Raw genomic sequence first — 13,293 nt, forward strand, 5'->3', positions numbered from 1 at the left:
TCCTTGGGGTCGACCTTTGCCACGACGTGTCGTGTCCCATGCCTCACGCCGCGTCAGCGAGCGACAAGCCTCCCGCCGGCTGCTGGCCTGCTCCTTCTGCAGCCGCCCATCCCCCCTGAACGCTTACGCCTGTGGCGGCACGTGGACTACAAGAACAAGAAGTTCCCACGCTGCAACTACCGCAAGAATGCTCACGACTATTCGAAGGCGTCGGAGAAGCACATCTACGACGTCCCGAACATGCGCTCTCCCGAGCGGTGGGTCGCGGTCTGGACAGAGGACCTGGCCCCCACCATCCGCAAGAGTGGCGAGGTCGAGCCAGGAACACACGCTCCCAATCCTCTCTCGGATGGCGCATGGGACCTGGACCGAGGCTCCAACTTCCAGGACTGGAAGAAGCCCTACTGGCACAACACTCACCACGTCATCGCGTGTGGCGAGCTCGAAACGGCCTTTCCCGACCCCGAGGAACGCCGACTGATTCTGGCGACGCGTTGGAACATCAATGAGATGCCCAACGTCATCATCCTCCCGAAGCAATACGTCGTCGCTCGCATCCTCAAGCTCCCCACGCACGTTCCACCGGAAGGCCCCGCGGAGCATGAGCACTACAGCGAGAGCCTGGGAACGAAGCTGAACTCCATCAAGGCCAAGCTCGCCAAGGGCGAGTCCGACCCGAAGAAGCACAAGCTGACGGACGAAAACAAGGATGCCTGCCGCTCGGAGCTGGAGAAGGCGTCCACCGCCATCCGAGCCTTCCTGATTGCTTCCGGGGAGAAGAACCCCGGCATCAATCTGGACAACCTTCGCCTGGACAGCGTCGACTGGCCATGACCGCGCCCCCCTCCTACGTCATCCTTCAGGCACGGAGCGACCTGGAGGACTGCGTCATCGACCAGTTCCCTCGTGAGCTGGCTTGCATCTGGCAACCCACGGAAGGGGCCCCAGCCAGGAACCTCTACCCGGCAGCGCTCGACTTCCACATGTCTCGTAGGATGGGTGGCAAGCGGGTCACCGATTGTCTTCGCAACACCCTGGGATACCTCTTCGTTTCGGCGCGGTTCCGACAGGTCCTCGAAAGCTCCGCCGGAGTCGACATCGAGTACCTCCCCATTCGCCTCATCAATCACAAGGGGCGTCGCGAACCGGGCGAGTTCTTCATCGCCAACGTGCTGGGCACGCTCGACTGCATGGACATGCGGCGAAGCGAATATGAACCCAGCGCCCTCCGGAAGGGCGAGGTCTTCGGGCTGCGCAAGCTCGAGCTGGACATGAGTCGCATCGAGCCATCACGAAACCTGTTCCGGCTCACGACGATGCCCCGGCTCATCGTCGCCCGGCGGGAGTTGGTCCAAGCGCTGGAACTCGCCGGCCTCGCTGGCGTGAGTGTCAGCCCCGTGGGAACCCCCGTCGACCTGTGAACCCGCACCGACCTTGAATCGCGCACCGTGACAGAACTCGAATACGTCCAGGACACCCTCGCTGCCCACTTCAGGACGCTCCTCCGCCGCCTTCCTCCTCCAGGAGCGTGGCCCTCCGACGAAGAGGGCGACCTGACCAATCTCGCGCACTGCTACCGATTGAGAGCCATCGCGGGATTCCTCGAGACGGGGGAAGCCCTTCCCTATGTCGCGGACCTTCATCGCGCCGGACAAGCCCGCCTCTATTACCTGCGAGGATGTGCTCAGGGGGTGACCGGCACGCCTCGCTTCTGGCGAACCTCGCGCAACAGGGCCTTCTTCGACTGCCTGGCCATCAACGACCTTGAGACCGCGGAGGAGCTGGCTCGGCTGTGTGATGACCGCTGGGTGGAGGCGCTCGAATACGAAGACGACTTCCTCTTCCCACAGTTCCTGCAGCGCCTCTTCCTGGAGCGACGTGCTCCACACGCCACGCCGACACTTCCCGCGCTCCTGGACCGCTTTGCCCGGGTGATTGGCGAAGAAGAAAGCCCCTTCTACTCGCTCTGCCAGGCACTCCACGCGGCAACTCCCGCCCTTTTCGAGAGCAGCCTGGAGGCCATCGTTCAGCGCCGTGCCACCAACTACGCCAGGGCCGCGCACTTCAATGACCTGCCACCGCTCCTCCTCCACACCGAGCGCTACATCGACGTGCAAGCGGTGGCCATCATCCGCCTGGCACGGGAGTCCGGGCTCGCCTCCTCGCGACAGGAGTATTCCCGGGTCCCTGGTGAGCTATGCGAGCTCGCACGGAGTCGTCAGACCTTTCCTCCTCCGCACGCATGGCGCGACCTGACGCCCCCCTGACCTCATGAGCACCTCATCATTGAAGCTCTCGGGAATGGGGATGATGACGTCCCTGGGGCAAGGCGCGGAGAGCGTCTGCGCGGCCATCCGGTGTGGCCTGAGTCGTCCACGTCCCGTGGGCGATGTCGTCGTCTGGGATGTGGATGCCCAGGATGAAGTCCCACTCATCGGTCACCCCGTCGAAGGTGTCACGGAGGGGTTCCAGGGGCTTGGCAGATGGTCGCGGCTCGCCCGACTGGCGCTGGCCGACCTCATCCGCTACTCCGCCCTCGAAGCCTGGCCTGAAGAGGCCTGGAAGCGCTGCGGCTTCCTCTTCTGCACGCCTTCGCTCGCTCCGGACCGCTTCTCGTTCCACCGCGCGGAAGCAGCCCTGCTCATGGAGAGGCTCCTCCAAGCGGCGAAGCTCCCCATTCCCCTGGAGTCCCGGCTCCTCTTTCCCGAGGGAGAGTCCGCGACCTGGATGGCCCTGAAGGCCGCCGGGCAGCAACTCTCCTCTGGCAGATGGGACAGAGCCCTGCTGCTCTCGGTCGACAGCCTGCTGGACACCAGCTCCCTGCGCTGGCTCGCCGAGACACGTCGACTGAAAGGCCCAGAACAACCCGTGGGCTTGATGCCTGGTGAAGCCGGGGTCTGCCTGCTGCTCGAGAATCCTCGCCGCTGCCTGGGACGCCCGGAGGGAACCCTGCTCGCCGTGGGGATGGCGGAAGCCCCCGGGGAGGCGCTATCGAAGGCCCGCGGCACGGGGCGAGCCCTGTCACAAGCCATCAACGAGGCGCTCACCCTGACCCGCCATGCGCCCGTCGGCACTGTCATCGGCAACCTGAATGGCGAGGAGCACCGCGCCTCGGCCTGGGGACTCGCGCTGACCCAGACCCCGCGCTCCGCCTTGCCCTCGGACGTCCGCGAGGTCTGGCCGGCGGTCAGCCTGGGTGACGTCGGGGCCGCGAGCACAGCGGTGGGCCTGTGCTACGCGGCACGCTCCCTGACCCGAAGACATGCGCGCCCAGGCCACACGCTGGTATGGGGCGTGTCGGACCACGGAGCGCAGGGTGCCGTGCTCCTCGATTCCCCGACCTGAGAGACGGAGCGGCGTCATGCTGGACCTTCAAACCCTGACCCCCGAGACGCTGCTGTCGGCAAGCCTGGCGGACGTCGTCGAAACAGTGGTTGCACGGGAGCCCGCGCGCTTCCGTGCTCGACTGGCCAGCGTGGACCCAGCGGCCCTTCAGGCCCGCCTCACCGATATCCAGCGCGTGCTTGGCATTGTGCCTCCCGCGCAACTCCAGGAGTGGGAGGCCATCCAGCACGCGCTGAACTCACGAGACTCCGCGGACTCCCTCTGGAATTCGGAGGACCGCTCACTCCGGCTCGACGTGCCTTCGCGCATGCCCGCGGACCTCGACGCGCTCGCGGCCTTGCTCCAGGCCTACCCCGAAGGACTCTTCGCCGGACTCTTCGTCCTCAGCGAAGAAGCCTCGGGAGACCGGGTCTTGATGAGCCTGCTGTCAGAGCCAGGGCAGCCACTGCTCGTCTTTCCCTATGCACATGGGCGAGGCGCCTTGCGGGCGGCGCACTCGTTGAAGAACTTCCTGCTCACCGCCTGGCTCTCCGACAACGAGCCCGAACCCGATGAGGCCCCGGGCTGGGTCGGTGACCCCCACTACGAAGCGCTCCAGGAAGTCGCCCGGGTGCATGATTCCCGACTGGCGGTACCGAGCCCTGACGCGCGGGCGCCCACCGCCCTCCGCAGCGTCCATCTGCATGGCCGCTCGCGCTGGATGCACAGTGTCCTCTGGGGTCGCCCCAGCCCGCGCCTCAAGGAGTACCTGGAGCAGGCGCCTGGCGACGCGGAGTGGAGGGTCGAGAAGCAGGAGTTGTCAGCGGACCCGCTGCTCGCGAACTACTGGATGTTGGCCCACTCCTTCCTTGGCAACGAGGAGGCCTGTGCGGCCGCCGTGGTGGCGGGGCATCAGAATCCGGCGGAGCTGACACGAGGACTTGCTCGCCTGGTGGAGGGGTGGCTGGCGGCTCCCGCTCGCGCCCGGATTGGCGAAGTGGATGCCACCACGCTGGAGCGCGCTCGACAAGCCGTGTCGGATTCAGCGCGCCCCGACCAGCGAAGTCCGCGCTGAGCGCACACACGACGGGAGTGGGATGGCACCCGAGTCGGACAGGGCCCGCCTCGCTCCGGGCCTTCGGGATGGGGTATCCTGCCTTCCTGGGGAGGACGCCATGCCCGTCAACACTGGTGTGAACAAGATGTCCGTCGTCACCAAGGACAGCGGGGGTGTCACCGTCGCGTTCCCTGACGTCTGCAAGACACCCAGCCCCGCGGGCCCCGTCCCCCTCCCCTACCCCAACGTCGCGCAATCCTCCGACACCGACAAAGGCACCAAGAAGGTCTCTGTCGCGGGCAGTCCGGTGTGCGTGAAGGACTCCCACTTCAAGCTGAGCACCGGCGATGAGGCAGGCACCGCGGGAGGCGGCGTGGCCTCCAACAAGACGAAGGGCAAAGCGGAGTTCGTCAACTTCTCCTTCGACGTGAAGTTCGAGGGAAAGAACGTGGCGCGTGCCCTCGACCTGATGCTCCACAACGACAAGAACACACCGCCGTTTCCTCTCCTCCAGGGTCCCGTCGTGGCCATGGCGGGGGCGGAGGCCAAGCCCAAGTGTCTGGTCTGCGACCATGATGTCTGAGGCGCTGCGCCGAAGCGTCCGCACAGAAGGGGACTCACCTGTCGGATGAATGTGTTTCCCCCGTGGCGATCCTCTCCCTCACCAGGTCCTCGTTCATGAGCTCTCAAGCAACCAGCAAGTCTGTCCCGCCGCTCCAGGTACAGGAGCCCATTCTGGGGAGCCGCTCGGGTCAGCTCGTGGGGCTCGACGCCTCGGGGGCGCCGCTCGTGGACTTCGCCGGCAACACCCAGGGGCCCGTGCCCGCGCGGCTGGCTGTCGCCCTGGAGCCTCGCGGGCTTCAGGAGGCCGTGGCCCGGCGACAGAAAGCGGTCCTCTTGTTCGAGAACGGGGACCCGACGCTGCCCTTCATCATGGGCCTCATCCACGAGCCCAGTCCGACGCCGCTGCTGGATGCCTTGCTGGAGCAACCTCCGGAGGCGTCGAGTGCGCCCACCGAGGCCCACGTCGATGGCAAGCGCGTAGTCATCGAGGGACAGGATGAAGTGGTCCTCAAGTGCGGGGAGGCCAGCATCACCCTGCGCCGCAATGGCAAGGTCATCATCAAGGGGACCTATCTCGAGTCGCGCGCCACCGGCACCCACCGCATCAAGGGCGGTTCGGTGGAGATCAACTAGACAACGTCCAGGGGCGAGGGCACTCGATTCCAGACGGACGGGCAGAGTATTCTTGACGGACCTGGAGATGGGGCCATGGCCGTCAACACAGGCGTCAACAAGCTGTCCGTCGTCACCAAGGACAGCGGGGGAGTGACCACGGCCTTCCCTGACGTGTGCAAGACGCCCAGCCCCGCGGGCCCCATCCCCATTCCCTACCCCAACGTGGCCCAGTCCTCTGACACGGACAAGGGCACGAAGAAGGTGTCCGTCGCCGGCAACCCGGTGTGCGTGAAGGACTCGAACTTCAAGACGAGCACGGGCGACGAGGCGGGCACGGCCGGCGGCGGCGTGGCCTCCAGCAAGACGAAGGGCAAGGCGGAGTTCATCAACTTCTCCTTCGACGTGAAGTTCGAGGGGAAGAACGTGGCCCGCGCCTTCGACCTCATGCTCCACAACGACAAGAACACGCCGCCGTTTCCCGTCATGCAGGGACCGGTGGTCGCGGGCGCGGGGAGCAAGAAGGAACCCAAGTGCGGCATCTGCAAGAAGCACCTCTAGCGAGGTCCCCGCTGAATCGCCATGAGCCCATCCCCACGCTCGAAGCCCGGTCTTCGTCCGGAAGAGGCCATCGCCATTACGGGCCTCGGGATGGTGTCCGCGCTGGGCTCGGATGTCATCTCGAGCTGCGCCGCCGCGCGAGCGGGCCTGACGCGCTGGAGTGAGCTGGACCTGGTCATCAGCGACGAGGACACGTTGGAGCCCGTGCCCCTGAAGGGGCATGAGGTCACCTCGCTGTGCTGGGGCTTTCAAGGCTACGCGCGCTGGCTCCGACTCGCGGACGCCGCGCTGCGCGACCTGCTCGACTACTCAGGACTGGAGCGGGACACCGCCGAAGGAACGGGCATCCATGTCCAGCTTCCTGGCGATTGGATGCAAGAGGTTCACCTCCAGGGGAGCCTGATCGACCAGTTCCCGGAGAAAGAGCGGCCCCAAGTCCACGAAGACCTGGTCGCGGAGCGCGCCGAATGGAGAGCGCATGTCACCCGACGACTCATCCCAGAACTCCTTTCCCTCAGCGCGTTCCCCATCGCACCGTCCCACCGGGCCTATACCTTCGGGGGAGCCGCCACCTTCACGTCGGCGCTCTTGAGCGCGACCGCCGCCATCCAGAGCCGAGCGGTGGACCGGTGCATCGTTGGGGGCATCGACTCCTGGGTGGACGAAGAAGCGCTTCGTTGTGCCTTCGAGCTGGGACTGCTGCGCACGCCCAATCGCGCGGTGGGCCGATATCCCGGTGAAGCGGCGGCCTTCATCCTGCTGGAACGAGCATCCGCCGCACGCTCCCGGGGAGCCCGCATCGAGGGATTCCTGGGTCAAGTGGCGTCACATTCGGAGGGCGGCCACCGGTTCTCGGGAAAGAGCAGCACGGGGCTGGCGCTCTTCGAGGCGATTTCGGCCTGCTTCCCGGCGGGAGCACCCGCACAGGGCGATATCGGGCTCTCCATCGTCAACCTCAACGGGGACGAGCCTCGTGCCCGGGAGTACGGGCACACCCTGGTCCGTCTGCAGGCCTCGGGGCTGCCCACACCCGACCAGCGCTGGTATGTGCCCGCATCCTTCGGAGAGCTTGGCGCGGCCACGGGCGCGGCAGCCGTATGCCTGGGCGTGCGAGGCTTCGCGAGGCGCTATGCGCGAAGCGCCCGTATCCTGGTGGCGCTGCTTGATGACGAACCCTCCCGGGGCGCCTTCGTCCTGAGCGACATCCCCTGAACCTTGCTTGGAGTCCGCTCCATCGGACGAGAGGTCGTCATGAGCGATGAACATGTCCCGGAACTCGAGCACGACGAGTCGCATCAGCAAGACAGTGATGGCTGCGTGACGCGGTGCCTCTTCGAAGGAAAGGGAGCCAGGCGGGTCTACAAGTTCCCGAGCCACGACCACAAGAAGATGGGCTTCGACTACCAGGTCAGTCATGGCGAGGACGCTTGGTACAACCTGCCCATCCACCAGCAAGGCAGCTCGGCCCGGAAGCGCTTCCAAGCCATCTTCACCACGCCCTTCGCCCATGCGTGGCGAGACCCCAGCAAACGCGCCGAGGTCTGGTACATGAATGCGGGTCCCTACAAGGACCTCAACTTCAAGGGCAGTTACATGTGGCCCTGGGGCAACAATGCACACCACGTCATCCCCGTGGATGATGCGCTGAGCAAGGTCTTCAAATACGACCACCTCAAGATTCTTCAGCAGGCCAAATACAACGTCAACGCGGGCGGCAACATCCTCTATCTGCCCACGAGTCCGCGTCATGGAGAGCTGTTCCAGCTCCTCACCCATCCCAAGTATCACAGCACCTACAGCATGGAAGTCCGCACTCGCTTGAAGTCCATCAAGCACAGGCTCGATGAGGCCGCTGACCCCGAGAAGAAGGACCACCCCGACGTCACCCAGAAAACGATTGCGAACATCGTCACCCAGCTCAACACCTTCTCGGCGACGATGCGAAAGGAGATTCGCGAGGCAGGTGTCCTGAAGCCCGGCGCGCATCTCAACGAACTGGCGAACATCCTCGCCCCCCGGTAGGTCCAGCGCATGCCTTCCTTCTCCATCCTTGCCACCAGCAACGACCCTGGGCATTGCCTCATCGACGAAGTCCCAGAGTCACTCGATTCGAAGGTCTGGCGCATCGCCGCGGGGCTCCCCATGGAGCATCGCTATCCAAACCACGTCGTCCTGCCCATGGACAAAGGGCACAAGGGGCTGGTGGTACCTGACCTTGTCAGCAATACCGAGCGGATCGCCATCGTCTCCACGAGGCTCAAGACGCTTCTCGAGCAGCACTCTGGAGCCCGAATCGAGTTCCTGCCCGTCTCCATCGCCAATCACAAGGGTCGCATCGCCGCGAAGGACTACTTCATCGCCAACGTGCTCGACCATGTGGACTGCATCGACAAGGAACGCAGCGAGGTCCAGGAACTGGACCCGGACCCCGCGCGACTCTCCGGGCTCTTCCGCCTTCAAGTGCTCGAGGACAGGATTCCGGCGGAGGCCAACCTCTTCAGGCTCAAGCCCCTGCCGCCCGCCATCCTCATTCGAGAGACGCTGCGTGCCCGACTGAGCGCCGAGAACCTCTCTGGCGTCCGCTACATCGAGATGGGCGAAAAATGCGCCATCTATTGAGCCCTTGAGTCATGCCTGCCTCGACAACCCTGGAGACCCTCCGAGACTCCTCTCGCTTTGGCCTCGAGGAGACCGTCCGTAGCATCCAGCGTCGCGACGCGATGGAGCAGTCCGGGCAGGCCTACGTGGTCGCCGCCATGTGCCACCGTCGGCTCGCCTTCTGTGCGTTGCTGGTGGATGCGCGGCCTCACGCATTCTTCCATCATCTCTGCCATTCCGCGCACGCACGGCATCACTTCCTCCGTCTCGTCGCCGATGGCCACGGTGCCGACCCGCGCTTCCTCTGCGCGACCCGGGAGTTCCCTTTCATCGATGCCCTGGCCGCGGGCCAGCTCGACCTGGCTGTCTCATTGGCGCGGCTCGCCGCGCGAAAGCATGAGCCCACCCTCGAATACGAGGACGACTTCCTGCTGTATCATTTCCTTCATCAGTACTGCCTGAAGCTGAAGGGAGTGGGCGCCTCGGACCTCTCCGCCATCCTGAAGCGCTGGGACGTCGTCCTGGAGGGAGGCTCCGATACCTATCTCGAGATGTGCCGGGCGCTGCTCGCCCACGAGGTCAGTGCGTTTGACGAAGCACTCCAGGCGACCATCGACGCGCGCTTGTTGAAGTTCTCCCGGCTGACGCGGGACTCCGGGCCCAACGACGAACTCCGAAAGACCGAGGGTGCCTTGTTCATGAATGGGCTGGCGTTGCTGCGGCTGGCGGAAATGCAGGGCCTCGAGACGCGGCGCGAATACGTCACCATTCCTTCCCTGGCGCGTCTGCCCCTGGGGATGCCCCCACCGCCTACGTCAGCCTGGATGGAGACGGAGTCCCATCACTCATGAGTTCCCCATCCCTTTTGCAGCCCTTGCGGTGGGACCTCTACGAAGAGCATCTCGGCGAAGCGGCCTTCCGGTGGAACCAGTGGGAGAAGGCGCTCGACGCTCCTGACTTCTCGCTCGCGGAGCTGGCCGAGCTCGAGGAGCCGTGTGCGGCCCATATCGATGCCTTGGTGTTGGGCGGTGAGCCCGTGGCCCATCGGCTGCTCATTCCAGCACTCTCCGAGGAGCCCGAGCGCGTCCTCGCCGCGGCACTCGCCCTGCTTCGCGCGGAGTCACCTCCTGGCCCTTCCGCGTTGCTCACCGCGCTCCACACCGCGGAGTCCGAAGGCCTGGGCTCCATCCAACGGGCGCTCGAGCTGGCGCCCACCGCATGCATCCCTCGGGAGTTCGCGTCCCTGCTGAAGAAGGAGGATGCGGCTTTCGAGCTATGGGCCTCGGTCATCGAGGTCCTGGGAACCCATGGGCTCGCCTCCTCGGCGCTGTGCGCTCCGCTCCTGTCCCATCCCGAGCCCCAGGTGGTCGCCGCCACCCTGCGCGCCATGGGCCGTGCACGGCTCCCGGTGGAACCCGGCGTGCTCCAGCGGGCGCTCGGCTCGGATGAGCCTGTCCTCCGCGATGCCGCGTTGACCGTGGGGCTGATGAACGGACACGCGGGCGCATGGGCCGCCTGCCAGTCTTCGGTGGACTCCACTGCACCGGGCAATCGACTCCCCCTGCTCCTGCTCGGGCTGAGCGGTGACGAGAGGGCGGCGACCAGGCTGGTGGGCCTGCTTCCCCACGAGAAGCTTCGGCCCGACGTGCTGTGGGCCCTCGGCTTCTCCGGACGCATCCAGGCCGCGGACGCCTGCCTGGAGCTGATGCGCCTCGAACCCGTGGCGGCGCTCGCGGCGGAGTCCTTCAGTGCCATCACCGGTCTGGTCATCGCGGGGGACTTCGCCGCCGCGAAAGAGGACGCGGCGGATGAGTCGCTGACGCCGTTGGAGGAAGACCTCGAACGAGACCTCTCCCCCAAGCCCGAGGACGACCTGCCACAACCCATGGCCGAACAGGTCGCCGCCTGGTGGAAGGAGATGAGGCCCCGCCTGGACCCGAAGCAGCGCTATCTCGCGGGTCAGCCCTTTTCTCCACAGAGGCTCATCGATGCGCTGCTCAGCGCCCCCCTGCGTCGGCGCCATGCCCTGGCGCTGGAGCTGGCGCTGCGCAGCCGGGGGCTGCATCAGGTCCCGACGCGCGCGCCCGTGGAGCAACAGGTGCTCGCCTGGAAGAGTGCCCGCGCGGCCCCCGCGTCCAGCATCAATCGGCCCTTCGCGGAAGGACTTCGGGGCTGAGACGAGCGCTACGCCGCCCCATCCTCCGCGTCACCGTGGATGAGCCAGCGCCGCGCGGGCGCGTCTTCCCAGAAGCGGCGCAGAATCTTGTCCGTGTGGCTGTTCTCCGCCACGCGGTTGAGCTGGAGCGCGACAATCTCGCTCTCCACCAGCTCCGCCACGCGCACCACGCCCGAGCGCAGGCCGTACTCCTGCACCCGACGAATCATGTTCGTCGCCTCCGGTGACGCGGGGCGGAAGCGCCTCAGGTCCGCCAGGATTTTGATGTCGCGCCCCGCGAGCGAGTCCGTCGCCCGCGTCAGCTCCCCCACGAAGACCTCCATCTCCTCGACCCGGATGTAGCCCTCCAGGACGAACTCCACGATGGAATCCTCGACCTCCACCCCGATTCGGAACACCGGGCGCTCCTTCGCCACATGGACACACGGAGGCACCTCGCTCCGACGTCCCACAGCGTAGGGGTCACTCCGACGGGTGCCCAGGCACCCGGGAGTGCGGGGTGAACGTCCAGTTCAAGATTCGACGTTCAACCGCGTCAGCAACAACGCCAACGCACGCTCCACCACAGCGCCTCGCACTTCACTCCGGTTCCCCGCGAACACGTGCCGCTCCACCGTGGCCGCGCCACCTCTGCGCAGCACCGCGATGTACACGAGCCCCACCGGCTTCTCGGGCGTGCCTCCCGTCGGCCCGGCGATGCCCGTCTCCGCCACCGCCCAGTCAGCGCGCGAGTGCTCGAGCGCCCCTCGCGCCAGCGCCTCCACCGCCTCCGCGCTCACCGAGCCGTGCGCCTGGAGCAACGCAAGGGACACCCCCAGCTGCTCCACCTTCGATTCGTGCGAGTACGGCACGAAGCCACGCTCCACCACCGCGGACGCACCCGGGATGTCCGTCAGCCGCGCGCAAATCAGTCCGCCCGTGCACGCCTCCGCCAGCACCAGCCGGACTCCCGCGCTCCGGCAGCGCTCCAGCACCTGAACCGCCACGTCCTCGCGTCCCTCGTCCGTCACCGGTGCGCCTCCAGGCACCATCCTCGCACGGCGGGACTTCACGCGCGCGCACCCTCCGGCCGCACGCTCAGCACCGCCACCAGCACCTCGTTCCTCCAGCTCAGCCCCACGAGCCCCGGCTCACGCCGCAGCTCCAGCACCGGGTGCACACCCTCCGGCCGGACCTGCTCCAGCAACTCCAGCGGCACGAAGCCCGCGCGCTTCAGCCTCGCCATCCACGTCACCGCGAGCTCGTGTCGCTCGCACCGCGCCGACTCGTCCACCGTCCCCACCACGTCCTCCACCTCCCTGCCGAAGAAGCGCTTGATTGCGGCGCGCTCCTCGCGAGGAACCTCCAGCGCGTCCAGCAGGTGGAAGACCTGCGTGAAGTGCTTCCACGCATTCAGGAAGCGCTCCAGCGGCGGCGCGCGGAAGTGGTCCGTGTTCGGCTCACACATCACCATTCCGGACGGGTCCAGCTCGCGCAGGTTCCGCAAGACGCCGTCTCGCGCCGCGCCCACGCTCCCTGGCTCCTCCGCCACATGGTGCAGCGCGAAGGCCGCGTTCACCACCCTCGGCCCCGGCAACCCTCGCAACACCGACCACGTCGACGCGGACAGACTCTCCACCGGCGCCTCCACTCCCACGAAGCGCACCACCGCGCCCACCTCGCGCGCCACCCTCGCCGTGGACTCCTCCGCCTGCGCGAGGCTCGCGCCGCTCGGGTCCACGCCCACCAGCGTCAACCTGCGCGGCAGCGCCCCGCGCTCGGACAACGTCTTCAACAAGCGCCCCTCCTGCCGCCCCTGGCCGATTCCCACGTCCACCAGCGTGGCCTCGTCCCGCTTCCCCAACAGCTCCACCAACACCTCGTTCGCCAGCGCATCCGCGGCGGAGGCCAGCGGCATGTGCGTCATCAACAGCCGGAACAAATCAATCTGCCGCGCCCCCTGCTCGGGGTGTGGATGCAGATAGGGGTTGCGCGGCGCTCCTCCCGCGCCTTCCAGGCGATGCGACACCGCCGTGGCGAAGAGCAGGTAGTCCAGGTCCTCCGGCACCGAGTCCACGTCCAGCAGCGTCTCCAGCGACGCCAGCTCGCGCGCCGCCTCGATGGGCTGACCCGACAAGGTGTGCTCCACCGCTCGCAAGAGCAGCTCGTCCTTCACCGTGCGCATGACCCCGCGACTCCTTCCCCAAGACACCCGTCGACTCAACGTAGCGGTGCCCTCCAGGGGCCTCCACCCACGCGGCCCGGCCGCTCGCGCTCTTCGTGAAGAGCCACACACGCGGGAGGACGAACGGGCAGACCACCGTCCGCGTGTGCACGCCGCTCTTGGACCTTTCGCATAGACATCCCCGCCAGGAGCGGTGAGGCTGCCCCGGCATGAGAGCGCACCGGCCGGGGTGACGGT

Annotated in this window: 16 protein-coding genes; 13 read left to right on the plus strand and 3 right to left on the minus strand. The window is 66.6% G+C overall.

The genetic code is table 11. The annotated features are described in order from the left end of the window. Positions 1-141 precede the first annotated feature (141 nt). The 13 genes from LZ199_RS38840 (at position 142) to LZ199_RS38900 (ending at position 10,892) form a co-directional block, all read left to right on the plus strand. A complete protein-coding gene (locus LZ199_RS38840; RefSeq protein WP_253998850.1) occupies positions 142-834 on the plus strand; it encodes an AHH domain-containing protein in 693 nt (230 codons plus the stop codon). Further along, on the plus strand, positions 831-1,421 hold the full coding sequence (locus LZ199_RS38845; RefSeq protein WP_253998851.1) for an imm11 family protein: 591 nt from the start codon (positions 831-833) through the stop codon (positions 1,419-1,421). Before LZ199_RS38840 ends, LZ199_RS38845 begins: the two co-directional genes overlap by 4 nt. Positions 1,422-1,448: 27 nt before the next feature. Continuing rightward, complete coding sequence (locus tag LZ199_RS38850) at positions 1,449-2,267, plus strand: hypothetical protein (protein WP_253998852.1); 819 nt, start codon at positions 1,449-1,451, stop codon at positions 2,265-2,267. 4 nt (positions 2,268-2,271) lie between these two features. Next, on the plus strand, positions 2,272-3,345 hold the full coding sequence (locus tag LZ199_RS38855) for a hypothetical protein (protein WP_253998853.1): 1,074 nt from the start codon (positions 2,272-2,274) through the stop codon (positions 3,343-3,345). A 16-nt stretch (positions 3,346-3,361) separates the two neighbouring features. After that, the gene (locus LZ199_RS38860; RefSeq protein ID WP_253998854.1) at positions 3,362-4,399 is read left to right on the plus strand and encodes a hypothetical protein; all 1,038 of its coding nucleotides are present in this window, start codon (positions 3,362-3,364) and stop codon (positions 4,397-4,399) included. A 100-nt stretch (positions 4,400-4,499) separates the two neighbouring features. Further along, positions 4,500-4,964 carry a DUF4150 domain-containing protein gene (locus LZ199_RS38865; protein WP_253998855.1) on the plus strand — a complete coding sequence of 155 codons (465 nt, stop codon included), beginning with the start codon at positions 4,500-4,502 and terminating at the stop codon, positions 4,962-4,964. A gap of 95 nt (positions 4,965-5,059) precedes the next feature. Further along, positions 5,060-5,578 carry a DUF6484 domain-containing protein gene (locus LZ199_RS38870; protein WP_253998856.1) on the plus strand — a complete coding sequence of 173 codons (519 nt, stop codon included), beginning with the start codon at positions 5,060-5,062 and terminating at the stop codon, positions 5,576-5,578. A 75-nt stretch (positions 5,579-5,653) separates the two neighbouring features. Continuing rightward, on the plus strand, positions 5,654-6,118 hold the full coding sequence (locus LZ199_RS38875) for a DUF4150 domain-containing protein (RefSeq protein WP_253998857.1): 465 nt from the start codon (positions 5,654-5,656) through the stop codon (positions 6,116-6,118). Positions 6,119-6,139: 21 nt separating this feature from the next. Further along, the gene (locus LZ199_RS38880) at positions 6,140-7,330 is read left to right on the plus strand and encodes a hypothetical protein (RefSeq protein WP_253998858.1); all 1,191 of its coding nucleotides are present in this window, start codon (positions 6,140-6,142) and stop codon (positions 7,328-7,330) included. Between the two features lie 39 nt (positions 7,331-7,369). Beyond that, the gene (locus tag LZ199_RS38885; protein WP_253998859.1) at positions 7,370-8,140 is read left to right on the plus strand and encodes an AHH domain-containing protein; all 771 of its coding nucleotides are present in this window, start codon (positions 7,370-7,372) and stop codon (positions 8,138-8,140) included. Between the two features lie 9 nt (positions 8,141-8,149). Then, positions 8,150-8,737 (plus strand): imm11 family protein, encoded by a 588-nt coding sequence (locus LZ199_RS38890; protein WP_253998860.1) that lies wholly within the window; start codon positions 8,150-8,152, stop codon positions 8,735-8,737. 11 nt (positions 8,738-8,748) lie between these two features. Further along, positions 8,749-9,567 carry an immunity 49 family protein gene (locus LZ199_RS38895; RefSeq protein WP_253998861.1) on the plus strand — a complete coding sequence of 273 codons (819 nt, stop codon included), beginning with the start codon at positions 8,749-8,751 and terminating at the stop codon, positions 9,565-9,567. Beyond that, positions 9,564-10,892 (plus strand): TIGR02270 family protein, encoded by a 1,329-nt coding sequence (locus LZ199_RS38900; protein ID WP_253998862.1) that lies wholly within the window; start codon positions 9,564-9,566, stop codon positions 10,890-10,892. Before LZ199_RS38895 ends, LZ199_RS38900 begins: the two co-directional genes overlap by 4 nt. An 8-nt stretch (positions 10,893-10,900) precedes the next feature. Here the strand turns inward: LZ199_RS38900 and LZ199_RS38905 are convergent, their stop codons facing one another. The 3 genes from LZ199_RS38905 to LZ199_RS38915 all read right to left on the minus strand — a co-directional run bounded on the left by LZ199_RS38905 (position 10,901) and on the right by LZ199_RS38915 (position 13,056). Next, positions 10,901-11,290, minus strand: coding sequence for a hypothetical protein (locus LZ199_RS38905; RefSeq protein WP_253998863.1), 390 nt, complete (start codon positions 11,288-11,290; stop codon positions 10,901-10,903). A gap of 114 nt (positions 11,291-11,404) precedes the next feature. Then, positions 11,405-11,923: a CinA family protein gene (locus tag LZ199_RS38910; protein ID WP_253998959.1), complete on the minus strand. Its 519-nt coding sequence runs from the start codon at positions 11,921-11,923 to the stop codon at positions 11,405-11,407. Between the two features lie 17 nt (positions 11,924-11,940). Beyond that, the gene (locus LZ199_RS38915; protein WP_253998864.1) at positions 11,941-13,056 is read right to left on the minus strand and encodes a GRAS family protein; all 1,116 of its coding nucleotides are present in this window, start codon (positions 13,054-13,056) and stop codon (positions 11,941-11,943) included. Between the last annotated feature and the right edge of the window lie 237 nt (positions 13,057-13,293).

Origin of the sequence: Myxococcus qinghaiensis (assembly GCF_024198215.1) — a bacterium.
Taxonomy (GTDB): Bacteria; Myxococcota; Myxococcia; order Myxococcales; family Myxococcaceae; genus Myxococcus; species Myxococcus qinghaiensis.